30 protein-coding genes are annotated in these 20,622 nt (G+C 39.6%); 3 read left to right on the forward strand and 27 right to left on the reverse strand.

Features of this window, described 5'->3' with window-relative positions:
- Nucleotides 1-163 precede the first annotated feature (163 nt).
- The 3 genes from ABXS85_RS04715 to ABXS85_RS04725 form a co-directional block, all read right to left on the reverse strand.
- Nucleotides 164-1,636: an EAL domain-containing protein gene (locus ABXS85_RS04715; RefSeq protein ID WP_353668882.1), complete on the reverse strand. Its 1,473-nt coding sequence runs from the start codon at nt 1,634-1,636 to the stop codon at nt 164-166.
- 442 nt (nt 1,637-2,078) lie between these two features.
- Nucleotides 2,079-2,567 carry a GNAT family N-acetyltransferase gene (locus tag ABXS85_RS04720; protein WP_353668883.1) on the reverse strand — a complete coding sequence of 163 codons (489 nt, stop codon included), beginning with the start codon at nt 2,565-2,567 and terminating at the stop codon, nt 2,079-2,081.
- Between the two features lie 76 nt (nt 2,568-2,643).
- Nucleotides 2,644-2,985, reverse strand: coding sequence for a hypothetical protein (locus tag ABXS85_RS04725; protein ID WP_353668884.1), 342 nt, complete (start codon nt 2,983-2,985; stop codon nt 2,644-2,646).
- A gap of 512 nt (nt 2,986-3,497) precedes the next feature.
- Here ABXS85_RS04725 and ABXS85_RS04730 point away from each other — a divergent pair.
- On the forward strand, nt 3,498-4,214 hold the full coding sequence (locus ABXS85_RS04730) for a hypothetical protein (protein WP_353668885.1): 717 nt from the start codon (nt 3,498-3,500) through the stop codon (nt 4,212-4,214).
- Nucleotides 4,215-4,355: 141 nt separating this feature from the next.
- On the opposite strand, the gene ABXS85_RS04735 is transcribed toward ABXS85_RS04730, so the two are convergent.
- The 15 genes from ABXS85_RS04735 to ABXS85_RS04805 all read right to left on the reverse strand — a co-directional run bounded on the left by ABXS85_RS04735 (nt 4,356) and on the right by ABXS85_RS04805 (nt 13,372).
- The gene (locus ABXS85_RS04735) at nt 4,356-4,805 is read right to left on the reverse strand and encodes a GNAT family N-acetyltransferase (protein WP_353668886.1); all 450 of its coding nucleotides are present in this window, start codon (nt 4,803-4,805) and stop codon (nt 4,356-4,358) included.
- Between the two features lie 55 nt (nt 4,806-4,860).
- Nucleotides 4,861-5,160 (reverse strand): chorismate mutase, encoded by a 300-nt coding sequence (locus ABXS85_RS04740; protein ID WP_353668887.1) that lies wholly within the window; start codon nt 5,158-5,160, stop codon nt 4,861-4,863.
- 111 nt (nt 5,161-5,271) lie between these two features.
- Nucleotides 5,272-5,535 carry a Txe/YoeB family addiction module toxin gene (locus ABXS85_RS04745; RefSeq protein WP_353668888.1) on the reverse strand — a complete coding sequence of 88 codons (264 nt, stop codon included), beginning with the start codon at nt 5,533-5,535 and terminating at the stop codon, nt 5,272-5,274.
- A complete protein-coding gene (locus ABXS85_RS04750) occupies nt 5,528-5,782 on the reverse strand; it encodes a type II toxin-antitoxin system prevent-host-death family antitoxin (RefSeq protein ID WP_353668889.1) in 255 nt (84 codons plus the stop codon). Before ABXS85_RS04750 ends, ABXS85_RS04745 begins: the two co-directional genes overlap by 8 nt.
- A gap of 136 nt (nt 5,783-5,918) precedes the next feature.
- A complete protein-coding gene (locus ABXS85_RS04755) occupies nt 5,919-6,296 on the reverse strand; it encodes a DUF1801 domain-containing protein (RefSeq protein ID WP_353668890.1) in 378 nt (125 codons plus the stop codon).
- Between the two features lie 118 nt (nt 6,297-6,414).
- Entirely contained in the window at nt 6,415-7,509 is a 1,095-nt protein-coding gene (locus ABXS85_RS04760) for a hypothetical protein (protein ID WP_353668891.1), read from the reverse strand.
- Nucleotides 7,510-7,620: 111 nt separating this feature from the next.
- Nucleotides 7,621-8,106 (reverse strand): hypothetical protein, encoded by a 486-nt coding sequence (locus tag ABXS85_RS04765; protein ID WP_353668892.1) that lies wholly within the window; start codon nt 8,104-8,106, stop codon nt 7,621-7,623.
- A 111-nt stretch (nt 8,107-8,217) separates the two neighbouring features.
- Complete coding sequence (locus ABXS85_RS04770) at nt 8,218-8,769, reverse strand: dihydrofolate reductase family protein (protein ID WP_353668893.1); 552 nt, start codon at nt 8,767-8,769, stop codon at nt 8,218-8,220.
- 39 nt (nt 8,770-8,808) lie between these two features.
- Nucleotides 8,809-9,336 carry a hypothetical protein gene (locus ABXS85_RS04775; RefSeq protein WP_353668894.1) on the reverse strand — a complete coding sequence of 176 codons (528 nt, stop codon included), beginning with the start codon at nt 9,334-9,336 and terminating at the stop codon, nt 8,809-8,811.
- A gap of 564 nt (nt 9,337-9,900) precedes the next feature.
- Nucleotides 9,901-10,284: an immunity 22 family protein gene (locus tag ABXS85_RS04780; RefSeq protein WP_353668895.1), complete on the reverse strand. Its 384-nt coding sequence runs from the start codon at nt 10,282-10,284 to the stop codon at nt 9,901-9,903.
- A 75-nt stretch (nt 10,285-10,359) separates the two neighbouring features.
- Nucleotides 10,360-10,686 (reverse strand): hypothetical protein, encoded by a 327-nt coding sequence (locus ABXS85_RS04785; protein WP_353668896.1) that lies wholly within the window; start codon nt 10,684-10,686, stop codon nt 10,360-10,362.
- Nucleotides 10,687-10,794: 108 nt separating this feature from the next.
- Nucleotides 10,795-11,283 carry a hypothetical protein gene (locus ABXS85_RS04790; RefSeq protein ID WP_353668897.1) on the reverse strand — a complete coding sequence of 163 codons (489 nt, stop codon included), beginning with the start codon at nt 11,281-11,283 and terminating at the stop codon, nt 10,795-10,797.
- A 108-nt stretch (nt 11,284-11,391) separates the two neighbouring features.
- Complete coding sequence (locus tag ABXS85_RS04795; protein ID WP_353668898.1) at nt 11,392-11,652, reverse strand: hypothetical protein; 261 nt, start codon at nt 11,650-11,652, stop codon at nt 11,392-11,394.
- A 124-nt stretch (nt 11,653-11,776) separates the two neighbouring features.
- On the reverse strand, nt 11,777-12,292 hold the full coding sequence (locus ABXS85_RS04800; protein ID WP_353668899.1) for a hypothetical protein: 516 nt from the start codon (nt 12,290-12,292) through the stop codon (nt 11,777-11,779).
- Nucleotides 12,293-12,805: 513 nt separating this feature from the next.
- Nucleotides 12,806-13,372: a hypothetical protein gene (locus ABXS85_RS04805; RefSeq protein WP_353668900.1), complete on the reverse strand. Its 567-nt coding sequence runs from the start codon at nt 13,370-13,372 to the stop codon at nt 12,806-12,808.
- Between the two features lie 469 nt (nt 13,373-13,841).
- Between ABXS85_RS04805 and ABXS85_RS04810 the strand changes: the two genes are divergently transcribed.
- Together ABXS85_RS04810 and ABXS85_RS04815 are read left to right on the forward strand one after the other, a co-directional pair.
- Nucleotides 13,842-14,063 (forward strand): hypothetical protein, encoded by a 222-nt coding sequence (locus ABXS85_RS04810; RefSeq protein WP_063331944.1) that lies wholly within the window; start codon nt 13,842-13,844, stop codon nt 14,061-14,063.
- Nucleotides 14,056-14,346 carry a type II toxin-antitoxin system RelE/ParE family toxin gene (locus ABXS85_RS04815; protein WP_353668901.1) on the forward strand — a complete coding sequence of 97 codons (291 nt, stop codon included), beginning with the start codon at nt 14,056-14,058 and terminating at the stop codon, nt 14,344-14,346. Before ABXS85_RS04810 ends, ABXS85_RS04815 begins: the two co-directional genes overlap by 8 nt.
- A 104-nt stretch (nt 14,347-14,450) precedes the next feature.
- Here ABXS85_RS04815 and ABXS85_RS04820 read toward each other — a convergent pair whose 3' ends face one another.
- The 9 genes from ABXS85_RS04820 to ABXS85_RS04860 form a co-directional block, all read right to left on the reverse strand.
- Complete coding sequence (locus tag ABXS85_RS04820) at nt 14,451-14,714, reverse strand: type II toxin-antitoxin system RelE/ParE family toxin (RefSeq protein ID WP_353668902.1); 264 nt, start codon at nt 14,712-14,714, stop codon at nt 14,451-14,453.
- On the reverse strand, nt 14,701-14,934 hold the full coding sequence (locus ABXS85_RS04825) for a ribbon-helix-helix domain-containing protein (RefSeq protein WP_353668903.1): 234 nt from the start codon (nt 14,932-14,934) through the stop codon (nt 14,701-14,703). The genes ABXS85_RS04820 and ABXS85_RS04825 overlap by 14 nt, the downstream gene beginning before the upstream one ends.
- A 165-nt stretch (nt 14,935-15,099) precedes the next feature.
- A complete protein-coding gene (locus tag ABXS85_RS04830; protein ID WP_353668904.1) occupies nt 15,100-15,696 on the reverse strand; it encodes a methyltransferase domain-containing protein in 597 nt (198 codons plus the stop codon).
- A 126-nt stretch (nt 15,697-15,822) separates the two neighbouring features.
- Nucleotides 15,823-16,452 (reverse strand): DUF1349 domain-containing protein, encoded by a 630-nt coding sequence (locus ABXS85_RS04835; RefSeq protein WP_353668905.1) that lies wholly within the window; start codon nt 16,450-16,452, stop codon nt 15,823-15,825.
- 428 nt (nt 16,453-16,880) lie between these two features.
- Nucleotides 16,881-17,528, reverse strand: coding sequence for a glutathione S-transferase (locus tag ABXS85_RS04840; RefSeq protein ID WP_353668906.1), 648 nt, complete (start codon nt 17,526-17,528; stop codon nt 16,881-16,883).
- A gap of 96 nt (nt 17,529-17,624) precedes the next feature.
- Nucleotides 17,625-18,413, reverse strand: coding sequence for a DUF2071 domain-containing protein (locus ABXS85_RS04845; RefSeq protein WP_353668907.1), 789 nt, complete (start codon nt 18,411-18,413; stop codon nt 17,625-17,627).
- Nucleotides 18,414-18,473: 60 nt separating this feature from the next.
- Nucleotides 18,474-18,881 (reverse strand): hypothetical protein, encoded by a 408-nt coding sequence (locus ABXS85_RS04850; protein ID WP_353668908.1) that lies wholly within the window; start codon nt 18,879-18,881, stop codon nt 18,474-18,476.
- Nucleotides 18,882-18,984: 103 nt separating this feature from the next.
- The gene (locus tag ABXS85_RS04855) at nt 18,985-19,407 is read right to left on the reverse strand and encodes a hypothetical protein (protein WP_353668909.1); all 423 of its coding nucleotides are present in this window, start codon (nt 19,405-19,407) and stop codon (nt 18,985-18,987) included.
- A 172-nt stretch (nt 19,408-19,579) separates the two neighbouring features.
- Nucleotides 19,580-20,590: a 5'-nucleotidase gene (locus ABXS85_RS04860; RefSeq protein WP_353668910.1), complete on the reverse strand. Its 1,011-nt coding sequence runs from the start codon at nt 20,588-20,590 to the stop codon at nt 19,580-19,582.
- Nucleotides 20,591-20,622: the final 32 nt, after the last annotated feature.

The raw sequence follows: 20,622 nt of genomic DNA on the forward strand, positions 1-20,622 counted from the left end.
ATAAGTCGTTACAAGAATGTCATAGTTTACGCATTCAAATGATGGCTTAGCGTATATATTGTCAACAGAATGCATGACTATCATTGCAAGATCGATAGGGCCTTGTGTCGTCTTAGTGCATTTTTAGCCCTAAAATAAGCCCAAGCGACCAAACGAAAGTGCTTTATGAATTTTTATCCATTCCAACCTGATGCAGAAACTGTCTAATGTCCTCCAATGGCAAGGGTTTGCAATATAACCACCCTTGTCCCAACGGATTGTTAACATGTGTTTTAATATAGTCTTCCTGTTCTTGAGTTTCTATGCCTTCAAAGACAATAGTGGCTGGCAGGTCTTGAATTAATTTGAAAATAGCATGCAACATGGTCTCATTAGTATTGCTTAAGCCAATGGACTGAGTGAACTCCTTATCAATTTTAATTTCTGAGGCATTAATGGCATTGAGCCAAGATAAGTTGGCATAGCCTGTACCAAAATCATCTAAGGAAATTTTGTAGCCCTTCGCCAAATATCCTTCCACCGAATGACTAACATGCTCAAAACCGACCGCAGAGTCTTCCGTGATTTCAAAGGTAAGCTGGTCTGCTGGTAATGCATATTCCTGACACTTGTCATCAATGAAAGACAGTAGCTTTTCATCGTTTAAATCCCTCATGACAAGATTGATACTGAGCTGAAGGTTAGGAAAAAGGGGCAATAAATGGCTAAACTCCGCAATCGCCTTACCGACAACCAAATAGCTTAAGCTGGACATCATTTGATGTTCTTGTGCTAATGAAATAAAGGTATCTGGAGAAACCACGCCATATTTTCGGTCTTCCCAGCGTGCTAACGCTTCAATACCCACTAGCCTTTTTTCATGCAATTGAAACTTAGGTTGATATACCAAATACAAGTCGCCATCGCGTATGGCTCTTTTTAATCGGCTTGGCATTGAGCTGTATTTGTTATACTGAAGAAATATCACGCCAAATAAGGCAATACCCAACAAAAGAGATATCACGGTCAGAAAACCAAGATAAGCCGTGTTTTGTAACCACAATCCACTTCGTTCTTTGTAGGCCCAACTGCAGATATCGCTCGCTTCTATACAATCGCTCACGGCAAGTTGCTTAATCGACGCATTGCGAATTTTCGCCATTAATTCTGTCTCACTTAATTCACTCAGCACCTCAAATACATATTCCCCCTCTAAATTGGTCACAGCAAAATCACTGTAAGGTGTTTTGAACAAATTTTTAGCGTAAGAATTGGGGGCAACAAATGCAATCGTATGATTATTCCTTAATAAATTGACATGCACATGGCCATTAAACAGGGTGTTCAATCCGCGCCAATGCTGATAGCCATTCGCAAACGTTTGGGTCGCTGCAGGTAACACAACAGGAGGGTTTAGATTGCCCCGTCCAGCGGTACATAGGATGCTATTATCAATAACTCGTCCAACGTCTTTTAAGTACTTATGAGTCCATAAAAAATCACGCAAAAAAGCCAAATCTTTCTCACGACAAAGGTCTTCTTTATTTATCGGAATGGACAAAATTTTATCAATACTGTCTTTTCTAAGCTGGGTATTCGCCAAAATGAGTTTCGAATATTGAGTCAGCTCTTTTCGCTCAGCACTTTGTAGCAACAAATGGGCTGCACCAAAGGTAAGCGAAAAAGCCGCCACTAGACAGATTATTAAAACGAATTGCCACTTAAAATTGAAAATGTCATGCAACCTAATCTTACTAAATAGCATAGAAGATTCACTCTGGTATGTGGGCCTGCGAAATAAGGGGTCACTCAATGCACAAAGTAAGATTTGCTACGACAAACTCTGCGACTAGACAAACTCTGCGACTAAATATAAGCAAACACCCATTCTGATAAAATGCCAAGTAATGATAGGTTAAGGAGTGTTATTTAATTTAATAATAACCTTTAGGCTTTCTTCTTAGAGGCTTTGTGCTTGGAGGGATTCCTTTAAAGCGTAGCAGTTGCATTTATGGGCGAATCCGTTTCTTGCTCCCCATCTCAATGAGTGATTCCTAAAAAATGCTTCATCCCTAAAGGTAAAACGATTTAGGCTATTATCAAGCGAGTTTTTTCTGCCAAAGAACGGCCCTTCCAGCACTTGGATCTAACTCATAGGCATGAAAACCAAACTTTTCATAAGCCGCTTTCGCAACATGGTTATTGCTCAATACTTCCAGTGTTACCTTGCAACAGCCTAAGTCGATGGCTATAGACTCAATTTTTTCTAACAAGAGTTGACTCAATCCCAAACCTCGATAGTCCTTAATCACACACAAATCATGAATGTTAATCAAAGGTTTACAAGCAAAGGTGGAAAAGCCCTCAAAACAATTCGCTAATGCGGCTGGCAACCCATCAACATAGATGAGCACACTAAAAGCATGAGGGCGTTTGGACAAGGCGGAGACAAGATGCTTTGCCGTCTCAGGAGAAAGCGGATGAGCGCCACCCATTGGATCACAAGCGTACTCGTTCAATAAATACGGTATGTCTTTGGCGTGTTGCGGGTTTAAATAATCGGCTTGTACTACATCTATCTTTTTCAAAAATCACTCCATCTTAATCCATTTCAAACAAGATTCTACTTTGCTTACAGCACAATAGGGAAGGCGCGAATACTGGCTAAACACTCTGGGCTCCCAAAATGGCCATGCCAACCAATAAAAGCATGACACCAAGTAATCTTAACCACCAGAAATAAAAGCGCTTAAAACATAGATTCACCAAAAAAAGCGCAGAACAAGCCCAACCCACTAAAAGCAACAACACAGCAAGAATAGCCCCAGGCTCTCCACCACGGAAGTGATCTTGCACGGGGCCAGGTATTTGCCACCAAGCATCCATCCCAAACACCAATAAACTCAACCCCAGTAAGCTCAACCCCAGTAAGCTCACCCCCAGTAAGCCAAGAGAAAGCCCCACTGTTTCAATTTTTTGCCATACACTCAGTGTCGAGTTATTCAAACTTACCTCACCATAAATTGTCTCATTTTATGCTTTGATCTCTTCACTAAGTGACAATTTAGCGAGTCCAATTTCAAACGCTCACGTCGCGATGATGTCACCGTTACTTTCGGCCACCGAGCAGTAAGCATACCAACTGAATCATAACTTAGAAGCATTATAACAGTGCGCATTTTTCCAGTTTAATCTAAGCATCAAATCGACACACAATACCAACAAAACTGGTTCTAACCCTTTAGCTAAGGCAAGTCATCTGAGCTTACTTATTCAACGTCTAATATTCTTACCATAAAGATTTTATCTAATATCACCCATAGCAAAAAGCAAATTAACCTTGCCTACCAGGCAAAATCTGGTTAAAAAATACACAATACAAGAAGAAAAATAACTCTGCTTTATCGCATTGCTTAAATGCGCCTTTGCTTAAATGGGCCAATGAATACTCAAACAATCATTGTTACTCGCCCTAAATATCTCGATATAGTGTTGAAATAGATAAAGGTTGTCTCGCTATGCAGTTCGAAAATGTTAAAAGCACATCACTCGAGCCCAACTCTCCTTTAGAAAAACGTGTATTTTCTCTCATGAAAAAGACCATTAGCGACAATATATCACTAGAAGGTTTCAGGGCGCTGATCGCAAATAGTCAGCAAATAGAGATCATATTCTGTCTAGAAGACAATCAAGAGATAGGTTTTATGTATTGCGGCACCTACCAACTCAATAATAAACTCATTATCATTAGATCAATGCTCGGAATGCTGACCCAATACCGCAAAGATAGCCTCAAAAAAGCCAAGCTCGTGCTAACAAAATCCATGTTTAGCATAAAAATGAAACATTTAAATAAGCAAGTTTGCCTCGTAAGCGTTATCATTAATCCATTAGTTTATGCAGGGTTATGTTCTTATTGGCGTCAGACTTACCCCTCTCCTAATGTATCAATGACAAAAAAGTATCAAACCATATTAGAAAGCTGTTCAGATTATTTTAATTGGAAGATGAATAAAGACTATGTGGTCAAAATACCTTTTAGTATATTTATAGAAGAAAAAGATATTCAACGGATTAATCAACATAACCCCTACATGATTTATTTCTTTTCACGTGTATTCAGCACAAATTGGGACGAAGGAATCGTCACAGTGACCCCTGTTAACCTAATGAACTTATTCAGTCTCACCTTTAGAAGTATTAAAAAGGGAATACAAGGCTTAGTAGGAAAGTAAGCACTCATTATTTAGTGACGACAGGCTAACCTCATCCCCACGAAAAATGTTTGATATTCGTCACATTGTAATCTGTATTGCACCCGGAGAAGACTTCTGGGGTAAAGCTGCACAGCATGAACTTATTCGTTGCCTAGGTCCCTATTCCAAATTCATATACAAACGCAGCATATCTTTATGCTGAATTCCGTTCTCAAAAATAGGCTCAGGGTACTTGTTTATAAAATGGTCTTTTACTACTGAATCAACACGAAAACCAACAGCTTGATAGAATGTTAATGGGTAACCAAATGACCCCGTACCCACTTCAATTCTGGCTATGCCTTGTGACTTTAATCTAGCAAGCACAAACTCCATGAGCTTAGTACCAACACCCTGTTTCTGAAACGCTTCTGAAACGGAAACGTTATATAGCTCCATTTTCTTATCCGTTAGAAATCCGGCAACAATAACCCCCACCACAAGGTCACTCTCCACTGCTGCAAAAACCAATCCATTTTCCATATACAAAGCTATGTTTTCGATACTGGGATCGGCCTGTAAGAGGAGTTCAATTGGGATTTCAGCTGCTGTCGTTTCTAGGTATTTCATCTGTGATTATCTATAAAGCTTGAAGCATGAACGCCCTTTTATGCATCCCTTGCCATTATTTATCATGACTTTTCGCAGACTGAATACGCGACATATCAATGTGATTTTGTACCACCTTGTCTATAACAGTCCTCAACAAGTCTCTCGCGAATTCGGGGTCTAATCCATAAGTTTCAGCCAAGCCAGAAATACGCTCAAATTGTGCTGCTTCACGTGTTTCATCTTTTGCGGGAAGACCCTGTTCGGCCTTATATTGACCAACTTTATTAGTGACTTTAAACCTTTCGGCAAACATCGCCAGTATCGCATTATCGATATTATCAATGCTATCCCGGTAATCATCTAAGCTTTCCAATTTCGGCTCCTTTAAAAGAGTCATAACATCGCGTTAAACACAAACCATTTATAGCTGAAAATGCCAAGCGCTGGCAGTCTGCTTTAACCCATTATTAACGGCCTGATCTAGCTAGTAATGATAACGACATGACAGGACGGTTATTGCTTGATCGTCAACGACATAAACCAAGCGATTTGTATCGTCAATTCGCCGTGACCAGAAGCCAGCTAAGTTCTCCTTTAGAGGTTCAGGTTTCCCCATACCCTCAAAAGGAGAACGTTTAACATCTGTGATTAATTTATTAATCCGTTTTAATGTTTTCTTATCTTGTGTTTGCCAATACACATAATCGTTCCAAGCCTCGTCAGTCCATGACAGTAAACGACTATTCATCGATTAAATCTCTTGGTGTTGTTTGACCGGCTTTGTACTGAGCAATTGAACGATTCAAATGCTCAGCATTTGCTGGAGAACGCAGCAAATGAACAGTTTCCATTAAACTGTTGTAATACTCTAAAGACATAACCACAGCATCTTCGGCATCTCGGCGGGTAATAACGGTTGTGTCGGCATCATTAACCACATCATCTAAGACACTTTTCAAACCATTACGAGCTTCTGTAAAAGATACGATTCTCATAACAACCTCCACATGTACATTTAATAGTACAAGTATAGTCCTAAAAGCGATACTTGTACAACAAATAGAACATGTTAATCACTATCAGCTAATACCCCACTAAACGGTGTGCTGTTATTTGACTTATTAGTTGCTTTCAACAAGTTATATCTTTCCCTTCTTTTAGTAAGGAAACCGCCCGCTTAATAAAATCCTCAATACGGGTTTTGGAAATATCTTTTGTTTTACTAAACCGGATGCAACCTTTTCCAATACTTAACCCCGCTAACAGACTCCCTTCAGGGTCAATCTTTTTTGTATTGCCACAATACAAGCTCACATAACCTCTCTGTGCATTCAGATGAAACAGCACAGAGTCGTTTAATTTGAAACAAAGCATCTTGTAATTAATGGCTTCCTGAATCGCTGAGTCTTGTTGGAGAATCATTTCCCTCAATTCTTGTAGCTTCTCCTTTCTCCAGTCTAGATCCAGTGATTTCATATACTCTGAAGGGGTATTAACATCGTATTGCATTTGACATTTCCTAACTCCTTGTGCAGCTAACGCCTCGTTAAGAGGCTATTAATTATTGGCTAAAATAAGCAAAGAAGGAGCAAATAGCCAACTGTTATCTGTCCTTTTAAACGACTTGTTAGTTTTCTTTACGGCTTAACATACGTTTAAGGCTTTTTAAGATCCTCGGTGTATCAATTGAAATTAGCTTTCCTTGGTATTCTTTAACTTTTACTAAATCTCCAACCAAGCTTTCTTGGTTAGGAGTAAGATTAGAAGGAGTGCTCATTTTATATTGTTCATTAGATAGCTTTAAATTCTCAATCGTTGTGTCTTTTGCTTCAATTATTGAATTGGCTAGCATCAATTGCGATCTCAAATGCATTATGTTTGCTTCAAGTTGCATTAACGCGACATCTTGCGAGATTACAGCACCTTTATGGACTTCAAGTTCAGTTGGTAATGAAAGGTATGAAGCTAAACAATCTGCAATTACAGTAAGAGCTTGCTCTTTAGTATCAGGTATTACGGAAAATAAAGTTAATTCATCATGATGTGCTATTTCACTTTTAGCCTGAATCCCCAAATCTTCTAAGAATTGACTAAAATACATTAAGTATTGCTCACAAGGAATTCTTACTTCAGCTTCTAGCTTTAACTCTATAAGTACCTTATGCCCTTTGCTTTTTAAATTTTTCTTTGCCGCAGAAATCAATGAAACAACGACACCTGATGTTTCTATTAAGAATTCTGATATTGAACTAGTTGTCTTTAAATTTTTGAACCTAAACCCAAAACCACTTGATACAAAGTCTTCATCAGAACGGTAGTATTCTATATTCTCATAGGACTGAAGATCGGGTAATTCCGAAAGCTCATTTCCAAAAGCCAGAATACTGAAGCTTTCGTCCCATTCTTCGAACTCTAGTTGAATTTCATATGTAGCGTCGATTGAACCTGTTTCTTCATCTACTTCGATTTCAAGATCAATTCCTCTATGGCATGACAATCCAGAATCTAGCTGAGAATCAACCTCAATAAAAAAACAATGTTTAAAGATTTTTTCAAATTCAATATCTAAAACTTCATCTCTCAGTATGTCATCATAAATATAAACTCGATGTTTTTCAGGTTTAAAGTTCCAAAGGTAAGCCCATGAGTTTTCACCTACAACACCGTTAATAGAGACTTTATAATGTTTATCTTTTTCGTCTATTTCTATAAATTCAATCATATTGCCTACTTGCAGAGTTGAGATAAAACTAACGCCGCCAACACAGGCGAGCGATAGCGAGTCTTACACGCGTTTTTTGCGTGCATTTGTACTTGGCCTTGTTATGGCTTTTTAATAGTGCGCCCATATCTCTCTTAGCTCACAACCTAGTATTTTGGATAAAGCAGCGATTTGCTCTTTGCTAAGAGGCTCAATATCTGGGTTCAGGGCCGATAACTCGAACTTAGAAAAACCTGCCGGCCATTTAAACTCAAGATCCGTTGTTTTTACTGCGGCGTTACAACATGGCATTTTAATAAGACTTTCTTCCAATTCCCCGTTTTCAGATTGCTCGTCAATTTGACAAAACAGTTTTTCACAATCTGACTCCTCTTCACTAAAAGGATCGTTCTTTAGTGATGCTTCGCAAGAAGGGCATATAATCTCTTCTAGATTCTGGCCCTGATCGATGAAAGTCACTTTAGAATATACTTCGATCTCGACTTCTCCTCCTCCTGGGGTCAACTGCTCTAAGTAATTTATAGCCTCTTGGTGCGACCGCTCATCAGGAACAAAATTCATATCGAAAGGAATCAATTTCAAATAATTATCAGACATTCTTTCGACTTCTCCTTGTAGCCATAATGTCCAGCACAATAGCTGGCAAAGCTGACACGTATTTGCGCAGCAAATTAAGTGGCAGGTTTGACAGTCCGTTGCTGCTGCTTGTTACAGGTAATTAACTTCATACTTGGTTTGGATATAGTCATTTGTAAATGCTGTTGCTTGAGCATTTTCAAGTTTAACGGGTTGATTGGTTTGACCGAACAACGGCTTACCCGACCCAAGCAATATGGGGGCCTGTGTGATAGTCATTTCATTTATGAGCTTCAAGTTGAGAAAAGAGGTAATAGTGGCCCCTCCGTCAACATAAGCATGCTTGAAGCCGGCGCTCTCAAGCTCTGAGATGAGAGCAGACACATTGCCCGAATAGATTTCGACCCAAGCCTTTAAGTTCTCCGGTACTTCTTTAATACTCTTGCTGAGAGCAATGATTCGAATGTTTCCGTATGGCCATTGCTCTGAGGTTAAGTTAAAACTTGCAAGCTTTTCCATGCAACCACGCCCCATGATCATGCAATCAACAGAAGCAATAAAATCATTAAACCCCATGTCAGATTGCTCACCAAGGTCAACATCGGTTTTGCCAGCAGTTTCAAGCCACTCAACACCACCATCATTGGTGGCAATAAAACCATCTGCACTTGTTGCTATAAACACGGAACACTTCATCGGGATTACCTATAACGCCCTACACAATTAGCTTGTTAGATCATTAGCCAAAAAAGAAATAGATTTTGGTGCTCCTTTAAGAAAGTCATCGGAGTCACACCATGGATAATTCTTCTTATCTACCCAGGAAAATATCTCTTCGCTTTGCAACTCTTCCAGAGCAATCATTTCTTCAATTAATATAGTTAATTGCTTTGTCATACCTTTATTAAAAACCCACTTATAATCACCATAACCAACTCTAACACTACTTTTTTCCTTGTCGGTCATTACCACTGCCCATTTACATAGTGTTTGTTTTTCATCAGAAATTACTGAATCTGTCATACAAAATGTATACACATTTTCATATTTCTTATTAAAATCACTAACTAAAACATTGGTGATAGAATCTAGTCCTTGTGTTTCAGAGGGAAATGAAATTGTATCTGATTTCACTTTCATACTTAAACTTGCAGAATTTTCAAAAATACCTTTCATTAAGTGTGGTTTATTATCATCCTTTGCTCGGATATATACGCTGATTGCTTCTTTGTGATTTTCGGATAAATTCATATTGTGTCCATTGGTTGTCTAACGCTAAGCTAACGGGCGTGAAAATGTATTCAGGATTCGCTTTGATTTCTATCCTTCCCTCAATTTGCATTGTATCTCCTCTTGAAACCTAACAATTAAGGATTATAGTGCGCATGCGCGTTTAGACAGTTCGAAAACTTTACCAATACCTTTATAAATAACTAAAAATCATGCTTTTATAAACCTATTCACAAAATCCAAAACAGGAAAAACCAGCGTACTCGTTATTTCATCTTTCTTTTAAGTAAGCACAACGCGTCATACCTAAAAAAAGAGCGCAATACGGATATTCCTTTCCATTGATACTAAAACGCTTATTATCCATAGATACTAAGAGACTTTTTATTTTACTACCAGCGCAAACGCGCAATACTGTAATTAGTTTTTAGGCTAAGCGAGCCAAAAGTTGGCACTTCAAATTGAAAGGGGCCAGAGTAGAATAATTTTTTATTTTACTCTGACTCTAATTATTAAAGTGGCGAAGCTACCCCAAAAAAGAGCATAGACAAAAACGTCAAATGATCAAAATTGTTAGGTGTAGATTTATATTGGATAGCCATACTCTCCGATATAAACTAGTTCAAAGCCTTTACCTTTAACCGATTTCGGATTTTCAATTTCTTCTTTTGAAACAAACAGAAGCACGTTGGTATCTAACAGTTGTAAGCTTTTCGCTTTCTCAACTACATCATTTGACCAATGCTCAGAATATGAATAAGGCTTAAAGAACTCCTCCAAGGAGGATTCGTTCTCCCGCGCTCCAATTTCCATAAAGTCTTGATCTATAAAGTATTCACCCTGTGATTCACAGAATTTGGACAATGGAGTATCATCATCTTCACCATAGTGCTCTTCCAGGAAATCACTATATTTAGAATGATCTGAAACTCTTCCTAAGAAGAAATGAAAGATCTCATGTGTTTTCATAGGTTTACTCTCAAGGGCAGCTAACACCTGCAGCTGGGACGGAAGAACCTGTGCGAAGCGGCGGTTTTTGCGTCCCTAACCTGCACTTGTTAGCTGCCCTTGCTGATATAGGTAAATGATCTTTGGGTAATAGTGATATGAAGACATAGCGAATTCATTGATGCTGAAGACACAGCGTACTTGCTGACTACATATGTGACAATGAAAGTTGCAATAATCCTGTTCCCATGTCGTTAACTTACCCATTGCTTTATTGAACTCATCTTCGATGTCAGACGGTTCAAAAGGCTTACGCCAATTTAGTTTGAAAGCCGTTATGTCATCGCAAGCTTCGCACCAATAAGTAGGTGTAGCCCCAAATATCGGTTCACCGCTAAAGCGGTCATTCTTTTGCAGCCTCACAAGCCGCTCTTTTGCTTCAATAGTTTTAGCAGCTAACACCCAAAGCAGCGGCGCGCGTTAGCGCGTACAACCCGAATGGCGATGCTACCTTTGCTTATAAAGTGGCTTCTACCCAAACCAGCCTTCCCATTTTTCGTTGGCCTTTTGATGCGATGTAATACCTGCATCTAAGGCTGAATGAAAAGCTTCTGCTTGTTCTAAATCGAAGCCTGCATCTTCAAAATTGAGTATTTTAATATTGCCAATTAGTGTAAATGGTTTTGGTTGAAACATTTGGTATAGCTGGATAGGCTCACTTAGGCCTTGCCCCCATGCTTTGACTAGATATACATCCTGTTTTGAGCCATTTTCAAAGGTTACGAGTCCCTCTTGCGCATATGCCCAAACATCAACAAGATGCTGATGCTTTTCGATTACCTCATGAGCAAGATCAACAGCTTGCTGTTGAGTTTCGGCTTCGAAGTTCTGCAGCTCTCTGTTTTCTCCGGATTGGAAAATCACATATGGGACCATTAATTCTCCATCTTGCCCGCTACCAATATAGGCGCTGTGAGCAAGAATAAGTCCTACGATGTTTCCAATTAGCTCAATGTTCATCAATTCTTCCGCGGCCACTTAACATTTGCAGTAGTTGCGCGGGCTTTTTCGCGTCGACTGGACTGCCTGTGTTTGTTATAAGTTACCTTGGCACTCATCTGCGATCTTCTAACATAGCAGTTCAGCCCCATTAAATTTCACACCTATGATTAATTCAGCCTTCGATGAAGGTACTGCATTAGCATCATAAAGCATTTCCCTAAGACAGCTTAAGCAAGTAACAAATACTTGCTCTTTACGCACAATTAAGTCCTTAAGCCAGTCCAGTGCGATACTCTCTAACCCAACTTTTTCTCCGCCTAATAAAGTAGGCATTTCCCAATCCCAATTCTTATTCCAATACTCAATTGAGCGGAATAGAATCTGCATTTCGTTAGGCCTCAAATCTCTCATGACTTATAACGCCCCAAGCAGGGCAATAATACTTAGGCTAAAATACGGAACGAAGTGACGGGAGCCTACCTACGTGTTAGTGACCCGCTGATTTGGTTTGTTAGGGCTTAGAACCAGCAACGGCCATTGCACACAAAATTCGCTTCTTCCCGGTTTCTTCTGCCTCACATTCCTGAAGCTCTTTGTGAGCTTCAGTGAAGTTTTCAGGAACCGCCATATTTTTAAGCTTTCTTAAACATACTTCAGCAGTATAGGATGAGTATATTTCGCTCTTTAAGGGTTGGTAGTTATACACTTCATTGACTATTTCATGCATTGTTAACCCCATCATCTTTTGAACATCCATATCCTTAGGGTAGCTGTTTATTTGCTCCTTAGTTGGCAAGGCAGCTAGCAAAGATTCCTTTGACACCCCTTTTTTTCTGTTAAAAATTGCTGAACGCGCCATGCTAGCAAGTGAAAGGCAGGCCTTAACTTTCTCAGGAGCTAAATCGGATAATAAACTGTCAGCTTTATCAATTTGCTTTTCATTTTTAGCTCCTGAGCTAACCTTATTTCCGTTAGTTGAACAAGAAATAAGCGCGAAAATAGCCAATAACAAAATTAAATACTTCAAATTTATACCTCTGTGTATATGGAGTCCTAACGCCGTGCACAAGGGCGGCTAAATAAGTGTAGCGTTTTGGATGTCCCAGCGACCAACGGGAGCGATTATTGCACTTTGTTATACGGCAAACTAGTCACTAATTAATTTACTACTGTCCCAGAAGTCATTTCCTTTATCCTACTATTTTTTTGTTTCTGGCAACAAATAAGATTCAATTTTAGAAGTATTTTTCACCTTGAAGGTCTTCTAGCAAGCCTACGGTTGCGCTTCTTTCACGTAGGGACTACCCTCAATATGCCAACGTTCCACTACTGAAAAATAGGCTTTTTAACTCAGAGTCACTTTGGACTGCTACCAGTCTAGATATATGCCTAGAAAGACCTCTTAAAACAAAATCCAAGGCCAGACTTTTTTCTCCCTTACATTCATCAAGAAACCTATCCCATAGTGGCTTGAAGCTTCAAGCACTAATTAAATTATTTCGTCCCTATCAATCATACCAATCTTTAGCCCTACAACGCCTCAAACACCGGCCAGAGTTACTGTTTCGGCACACTGCATTACAGGCATTGAGCCAACCTTTTTGTTTGAATTTTTCCTTATAAAATTGTTTAACTTCCGTGATGCACTTGAAACAGCTTTCCAATCCCAATCAGTTGGTGACCCCATAACATCACTATAATTAGGGCCCCAAGCAGTCGCACGTTTTTCCGTGTTGTGATTCGTATGGCTATATTTTAAACCAGCTTGATTGATGCCTTTTAGCTCAAGAGATATAAGGCCCCAGCCATCGACGCGATATCTATGGGTCGCGCCCTGACACTTTTGGGGGTTTAGCTCAATTCGATTCACCTTCACACTCTCAGACGCATTAACAGGCCAAAGTATAAGATTTGCGGAGCGATTCAGAGTATTGGAAAACTCTGCCAATTGATAATACTCAAATACTTCCTGTGCATTTGAAAATTCAACAAGATCTTTATCATATTCAGAGTACGATTCGAAAACTCTACACTCCATTTCACAAAAGATGAAATCAAGTATCTCTAAGAAGTCATTGTCTATTGCATAGAAATTACAATTTGGCATCTACTCGATATTTCCTTGCCGTCCGTGTAACGCCTCAAACACCAGCTTAGTGAAATTGGCGGTTTTTTTTGCACAAGCGAAAAAGGTGACAGCTTTGCCAAGTCCTCGAGCTTTAACTTGTTAGGGCTAGTCACTGCTTGAACCGACAAATATCCAGCGCTGACCTTTTGAGTGAATATTATAAAGGGACTTTCGCCCCCTATTGCTTCAGTAGTATCTTGGTTTTAAGCAGCCTGAGGTGGCTTTTAATGAATCACGTCAGGCGATTCCTCAGGGTCAGAGTCTGAATTAAAAGGGATCAGAGTAGAAGAATATTTAATTTTACTCCGACTCTAATTATGCCTTCTAGTTAGACCGATCTAAACGCTCAGCACTTAACGGTATCAATGGAATTGACCCACCATAATTCATAATGCGACAATTGTAGCAACTTGCTACAATCTATATATCCCACTAAGGAGGTTTTATTATGTCTACTGCAAGTATTCGACTTGACCAAGAATTGGTTGATAAGGCGGCTATTATGGCTAAAGCCCTAAACCGCACAACACCAAAACAAATTGAGCACTGGGCTAAAATCGGTGAAATGATGGAAGATAACCCAGATTTACCCTATGAATTCGTAAAACAAGCTATCATTGCCAAAGCCGAAAAAGAAGCCGGAAAGCTTGAGGAATACAACTTTGGCTAAGATTATCCAAGTTCTTCAGACAGCGACATTTAAAAAAGCGGTCAAAAAACTACACAAAAACCAAAAAGCGGATCTGGATAACGCAATCAAAGCACTGATTAAAGATCCGCTGCTAGGACAGCAAAAAAAAGGCGATTTATCCTTCCTTCGTGTTTACAAATTTAAAATGATTAAACAACTAACATTGCTTGGTTATAGTTATGAAGATGGCACGGTTACTCTCGAACTTATGGCGTTAGGCTCTCATGAAAATTTTTATCGCGATATGAAAAATATCTTCTGAGCTGGCATGAGACATAACTTCCCAATAACAGGCGCAGGCACGTGTGGCATAATGGCGAAGCCGCCCCGCGTTTATGCGTCCCAGCGAGAGTGTTTATTGAGTTGTTAGGTATGTTTATAAACATCAGAGCGATGCCCGACTTTTATCACCAGTACCACAAGCTCGTTTTCTCGGATTTCATAAATGATTCTATAAAGGCCTTGCCGGATACGATACAAGTCTTGTCCACTAAGCTTAATTGCTCCATCTCTTCGAGGGTTTTCAGCTAATAAGTCAATTTTGGCGAGGATCTTCTTAACGTCCGATTTGGGAATTGCCCTAAAATCTTTTGCTACTGATTTCTTGAAAGTGACGCTATATTTTTCCATCAGCTTCCAAACTGTTTAGCAAGTCCTCATAGGAAATTTCGGGCTCGTTGGCCCGTAGTCTTACCGCAGCCAAGTCTTCTTGATCTTCTTTCATAAGAAGTCTGACTGCTTCATCAACTAACTCTGATATTGAGGTATCTGATGATGCTGCCCGCAGTTTCAGAGCATTATGAATTGCTGGCTCGAAATAAATGGTTGATCGTTTTGATAAAGTACTCATGAATAAGGCCCACTTCAGTAACGTTAAAACATTATAGCGTTAAAATGTCATTCGGGCTAATTTTACTCAAAAGTTCCTAATGCCTAACTTAGGAGCAATAACACGCAGGCTAAATGGGAGCGGAACAAAACTGGCACGCGTTGCGGAATCGCTCTTAAACGCTTTTTATGTACGTTTCACCGCGACCACGGAATAGGTATGCCAACGCTTCATTCTACCCAATGAAGTTTTCGCTTTTTCATCACGCTCAAAGAAGCTGACTATTTCAAAGTCTGAGAACAACCCTTTTACTTCTAATTCCGATAAAGGTGTTGTTGGGCTACGATAATTCTCAGCCCAACTGTCTTTAAGCCCCATGAAATCACCAGCAAATACCCCACCGACTTCGATTGAAGATTGGATGTTACTCCACGTCGAGTTAAATTGGTTTGGGTCAGCGAAGAACAAACTGGAATTTGCGATAACTACACCAGATTTTGGATAGTCGAACGACTCAAACGAAGACTCTGCAATATTCACTAATGACTTTGACCCAAATCTATCTCTGCAAATAGCGACCGAATCAGGATTAATATCGAAGCCATGAACTTGAAAACCCTGTCGCTCTAGGTATTCGATATCACAGCCTGTTCCACAACCACAGTCAGTGGCTACTTTGAGTTTTGATTCATTTAATTGCGCTGCAAATTCAGTGCGTTTTGAATGTGGACGAGACAGTGCCTTTTCGTAGTACTGCCGCCAAATTTCAGTATTTTCATCCATAAGCTTCTGATTTTCCCTAAAAGTACATAACGCCCGCATTAAGGTGTGAGCCGCGCTCGGCGATACTTGAACGGAGCGAAACCGCCAAGCGTGAGGAATCACCCTTAAACTCTTTGTTATGTGAATTTAGACCGCATGAGCAAGCCACTGACAAGGCTCTAAGCTCATATCAGTAAAACGGGCTGTGAATGACGAATCGAGTGGGCTACATGCATACACACCAAAATTAACTACCGAGTTTGCTGGCAAAGGTGGATTGCGCTTACCCATTTCTGCGGTTGTTTCGCCAAGTTTATGCAGATGGAAGATTCGCATTTGCTTAAAAGTAACTCCATCAAAGGATGATTCGATTAAGAAGTCCGGTCCTCTTCTGCTTAAGCGATACCAAATTTCGTTTGGAAGTGAGATGTCCGAAGTAGCCCAATCAGAATAACCTAGGTTAGTAACAACACTACCTAATCGAGAAAACTCATCGTTTTCATACTCAATAGAAGCTTTGAACCAGTTTTCATTATCTAGGTAAATAATGAGACCACATTGATCAAATTGAGCCTGATACTCGAAGCTCACTTTAGTTGTAAATGTAAAGTTTTCGTTGGATTCAACCTGCAGTGCTGGCGCATTATCATTACGGAAACCGTAGTATGAACGTTGCCAAAAATCAGTACTTGGCTCAGTAGTGATTGAGACTGACTTTGCACTCACCTCACTGACTTTCAGCTTAAATATCCACTTACCAACTGTAAAATCTATCATTACTATTCTCTTATAATTGCACGGAATTTGCCGTATTCACATAACATTTTTAATAGTGCGCATGCGCGTTTAGACAGTTCAAAAACTTTACCAATACCTTTATAAATAACTAAAAATCATGCTTTTATAAAGCTATTCACAAAATCCAAATCTGGAAAAACCAACGTACTCGTTATTTCATCTTTCTTTTAGGTAAGCACAACGCGTCATACCTAAAAAAAGAGCGCAATGCGGATACTTTTTATCCATAGATACTAAGAAACTTTTTATTTTCCTACCAGCGCAAACGCGCAATACTGTAATTAGTTTTTAGGCTAATCGTGCCAAAAATTGGCACTTCAAATTAAAAGGGGCCAGAGTAGAATAATATTTAATTTTACTCTGACACTAATTATTAAAGCGAGCGCAGCGAGTGGTTAATGCGTTTGTTATGAGTATGATTTAAATGGTGTAAGATCTATCCCTTCGATGTCACAAACAGCCTTAACCGTTGGATTTGTACAAAGCCGATTCAAATACGCAGCTAAATGTTTGAAAGTAAGTGGCGACTTCTCTATTGGTAATGACCACTCCGCGAGCATAAACAAGAAGTAATCGCATGCAGTTAGCATATCACCAAGCAAGTATTCATTATGCTCAAGTTGGTCGTTGATAATGGATAGTGCATCCGAAATTCTGTCATCTTGTGCCGCTACAACATTTGGAATGGTAGCTTCATCATTAGTATGGCGATGAGGGTAATAACGAACCATCAGTTCTGCTTGCAACGTGTTATTCAGAAACGCTAGCCATTGATAAAATAAAGGACGTTTCGGGTTCCCTATAGATGGCATCAAATCTGATTCAGGATGTAATTCGCAGATATGCATGCAGATTGCTGGACTTTCGAAAATAGGTTGTTCGTTTACAACTAAAGTTGGAATTCGACCAGCGGGATTGAGCTTAAGATAATCCGCTGATTTCTGAGAGTTTGATTTTTTATCAACTAACAATAATTCATAGTCTGCATTTAAGTGATGAAGCAAAAAATGAGGAGCTAAGCTCGCGTTGTTTGGATAGTAGTACAGCTTGAACAAAATTGACTCCTTGGTCTCTAAAGTTGCGGATACTCATAATGCCTCAAACATCGGCGCAGCCTTGCTGCGTCCGCGTGCTTTGACTTATTAAATTTTTTACCCAATGACAGTTGGTGGCAAATAAATAGTAAACTCATTTAGTGGCTCGATTAAAACACTGTATGGCGAACTTTGCTCGGACTGATTAACAATGCCGAGATTGGATAGAAGTTTAAACTTAGCCGATTCTAACTTGGCTGGCTTAACTTCAAGCTCTTTATGCCACACTCGATATGTTCCTAGCTTTCCATCTCTTCGGTAATAGAAGCCTGCCAAAGGGTGTGTCAAGTAAACCAGAGCGGATTCAATATCAGGAAAACCAGGAAAATTTAACTGATCGGATTCGTCCTGAGTCAGTCTGACCGAGGCTTCTGCCCAACTAGAAGTCGTTTCCATGTGATATTTATCGTACAAGCCAGATATTTCGTTTATCGCGCAATCGAAACTAACTTTCCCTGAATGCCAAGGAAGGCTCCATAGGTATCTAGGTACTGCGAGCGTCCAAGAATCTAGAATCGTGCCGAGGAACCACACACATCGCTCACCAGTCTCAGTGTCGATTATGTAGATTCGGTAGTTTGTCTGCCCCATCGTAAATTTGGGGAATGGAAAAATCGCTGAAGTAAAATCTACATCAATAAACGGGACTACCGATATTAGCCCCATTTCTTGGCCATCAACTTCAACTGTGTCCAATCGAAAGCGCTCAGGAAATATCCCTTGAAACCTATCAGCGGGAACAGCATAAGTAATGATTGCAAAATGCTGCAGACCACACAAAACATCTATTCCTTTAGGTTTGGGCCTTTCTATCAAGTAATCTTGTAACTTTCGTGATTCCTGCACCATACCTCCTTGAAATTTAACGTCTAGCGCAACGTAGTGGAGCGTTTTTTTATATGCTTGTTAAGCGTCTTTGCCATGATACTCATACCTTTCTTCTAGCTGGAATACTTTGGCCAGAATTGGCTGGACTTGTTTTAGCCATTGCAATGACTTTTGTGAATACCTTGATGAAGCAATAACAGTTAAACACTCACCGTTCTTTGACTTGATATCTAAGCCTACGTATCCACTGCCTTTAGCAGGTTCCATTTCGTAAAGTTCAACGGCAGCAGCGAACTCAAACTCAGCTGAGATACTTCTGTTGTTTTTGATACAACCGATAAGATTAGAATCACCCGACACCCAAGCAATAAACTTGTTTTTGCTTGACCTATCATATTCATCACGCACTTCTGTTGGAGCTTGATCTTTTAATGGAATATCGGCTTCAACATCAACCGGCCTATTAATTTCAATCCATTCTTTCATAGTACTTACGCTTAACGCCGCCAGCAAACTCGGCTTTGTAGTTGATTGATTTGTGCTAGCGTAGCGTAAAAGCACAAATTCAAGCAACGGAAAAGCCGTCGTTTTAACTGACCTTGTTAAATTCATTGCTTATTGGTGGTAAGAACATAGACAAAATTAGTGCCCCGTTTACCATACTCGTTATATCCCATACAGCATTCTCCCAACCATAATATATAGTTGGCCCTGTAAATATGGATACTGGAAAAATAAGCACGGTACTACCTAAGTAGAGCCATCGACCCCAATTTTTAAAAAGTAGAACACCAACAAGTGAACCTAATATAGCAACCAGTAGTAATATCAATAAAGCGACTGAAGTAACAAAATTAGATTCTAGATAGGTGTACCAATCAATCGACTCCGGCAGCTGTTCCCATGCAGCATCTAAAGCCCCCGAATCTAAAAAGTACAACGCAACTCCAATAGCTAATTCAGCTATTAATAAGCCTATTACCGCAAGCCTAAATATTACTCGATTACTCATAGGTTCCTTGGAATTTAACGCCGTTGTAAATTGCAGTTTTGGAGGAGCCCGTTTGTGCTAAATAAGCACAAAAAGGAGCGACAGAAAAACTGTCAATTTGACAGCCTAACAATTGGGGGGGCAGAGCAAGATAATATTTAATTTTACTCTGACGCTAATTATTAATGCTTTTTTAGTTGTATGCTTCGTCTGGCACTGTATCAACTTTCTTCTTGGCTTTTTCTTGCATTATTTTATTCAGAATTGAGTTTGATGGATAAAGAACTTTTGCGCTCGGAACCTCTGTTGACGCTGGGTCCAAGTGTGAATCTTGATCATCAAAAAAGATGTGTGGCTTAAAGGCCTTTAGAAAGCGGCTTTTCTCTAAACCTCCAAGAAAAAATGCTTGGTCAATATAGACATTCCAACTTCGAAGGGTTTTTATAACTCTCATCTCCGCTGGGCTATTTCGCGCAGTCATAATAGCCAATTTTACAGGAGAATACTCAATACGCCCCGGTAACCTTTCTTGTACTTTTGATAATTTTTTCAGAAGGTTAGCATATGGCCCTTCTTGTAAAGGGATATCTTGTTTTTCATTTTCACTACGCCAGAATTCTTCTAACCCATCCGTTTGGTTAACAATTTCACTGTCCTCACTAAAAAGCACAGCATCTGCATCAAAAGCAAAGCGAACTTGGTCTTCGTTCAAACTTGCCTCTGACTGAGGAGGCCTTTTTACTAATGCCGAGGCACATACCCCACTATCGATGACCTCTTGAGCATCTTGCTCATTGGTAGTTAGAAACAAGTCGACATAAAAAGCGTCTAAATAGATCGAACTCGCTTCACCAGCTGTAAATGCTGAACGAGTAATAGGGAGTTTTCTCCGACGAATTTCATTCAATACTCTAAAGCCTGTTTCCGGACTATTTCTTGAAATAACAACCACCTCGACTATTGGTGCATAATCTTCCGGACTTTTGTGCGTATTGAGATTTAACAGTGACCGTACTAACGGCATAGCTGTACCATCATTTAGCGGTTCATCTTCGTGCTCAAGCATATATGTTCGATATTCGTCTATCGCTGTGTTTGGATCTGTATTATTTTTTTCTCTAAAGATCTCATCAGCTTCAGATAAATCAAATAGTGCAGTAGCTGAAATCCCGACAACCAAAGTTTCTGTTAAATCTATTGGCATAATCCTTTCCATTTCTGACGTATTAAAATTTT

The organism is Marinomonas sp. THO17 (assembly GCF_040436405.1).
In the GTDB taxonomy this organism is placed as follows: domain Bacteria; phylum Pseudomonadota; class Gammaproteobacteria; order Pseudomonadales; family Marinomonadaceae; genus Marinomonas.

Excerpts from the sequence above, each read along its gene's own strand:
- ABXS85_RS04730 (WP_353668885.1), top strand. The coding sequence starts at position 3,498 with ATGCAGTTCGAAAATGTTAAAAGCACATCACTCGAGCCCAACTCTCCT.
- ABXS85_RS04735 (WP_353668886.1), bottom strand. The coding sequence starts at position 4,805 with ATGAAATACCTAGAAACGACAGCAGCTGAAATCCCAATTGAACTCCTC.
- ABXS85_RS04745 (WP_353668888.1), bottom strand. The coding sequence starts at position 5,535 with ATGAATAGTCGTTTACTGTCATGGACTGACGAGGCTTGGAACGATTAT.
- ABXS85_RS04750 (WP_353668889.1), bottom strand. The coding sequence starts at position 5,782 with ATGAGAATCGTATCTTTTACAGAAGCTCGTAATGGTTTGAAAAGTGTC.
- ABXS85_RS04755 (WP_353668890.1), bottom strand. The coding sequence starts at position 6,296 with ATGCAATACGATGTTAATACCCCTTCAGAGTATATGAAATCACTGGAT.
- ABXS85_RS04760 (WP_353668891.1), bottom strand. The coding sequence starts at position 7,509 with ATGATTGAATTTATAGAAATAGACGAAAAAGATAAACATTATAAAGTC.
- ABXS85_RS04765 (WP_353668892.1), bottom strand. The coding sequence starts at position 8,106 with ATGTCTGATAATTATTTGAAATTGATTCCTTTCGATATGAATTTTGTT.
- ABXS85_RS04775 (WP_353668894.1), bottom strand. The coding sequence starts at position 9,336 with ATGAATTTATCCGAAAATCACAAAGAAGCAATCAGCGTATATATCCGA.
- ABXS85_RS04780 (WP_353668895.1), bottom strand. The coding sequence starts at position 10,284 with ATGAAAACACATGAGATCTTTCATTTCTTCTTAGGAAGAGTTTCAGAT.
- ABXS85_RS04790 (WP_353668897.1), bottom strand. The coding sequence starts at position 11,283 with ATGAACATTGAGCTAATTGGAAACATCGTAGGACTTATTCTTGCTCAC.
- ABXS85_RS04795 (WP_353668898.1), bottom strand. The coding sequence starts at position 11,652 with ATGCAGATTCTATTCCGCTCAATTGAGTATTGGAATAAGAATTGGGAT.
- ABXS85_RS04805 (WP_353668900.1), bottom strand. The coding sequence starts at position 13,372 with ATGCCAAATTGTAATTTCTATGCAATAGACAATGACTTCTTAGAGATA.
- ABXS85_RS04810 (WP_063331944.1), top strand. The coding sequence starts at position 13,842 with ATGTCTACTGCAAGTATTCGACTTGACCAAGAATTGGTTGATAAGGCG.
- ABXS85_RS04820 (WP_353668902.1), bottom strand. The coding sequence starts at position 14,714 with ATGGAAAAATATAGCGTCACTTTCAAGAAATCAGTAGCAAAAGATTTT.
- ABXS85_RS04825 (WP_353668903.1), bottom strand. The coding sequence starts at position 14,934 with ATGAGTACTTTATCAAAACGATCAACCATTTATTTCGAGCCAGCAATT.
- ABXS85_RS04830 (WP_353668904.1), bottom strand. The coding sequence starts at position 15,696 with ATGGATGAAAATACTGAAATTTGGCGGCAGTACTACGAAAAGGCACTG.
- ABXS85_RS04835 (WP_353668905.1), bottom strand. The coding sequence starts at position 16,452 with ATGATAGATTTTACAGTTGGTAAGTGGATATTTAAGCTGAAAGTCAGT.
- ABXS85_RS04850 (WP_353668908.1), bottom strand. The coding sequence starts at position 18,881 with ATGAAAGAATGGATTGAAATTAATAGGCCGGTTGATGTTGAAGCCGAT.
- ABXS85_RS04855 (WP_353668909.1), bottom strand. The coding sequence starts at position 19,407 with ATGAGTAATCGAGTAATATTTAGGCTTGCGGTAATAGGCTTATTAATA.
- ABXS85_RS04860 (WP_353668910.1), bottom strand. The coding sequence starts at position 20,590 with ATGCCAATAGATTTAACAGAAACTTTGGTTGTCGGGATTTCAGCTACT.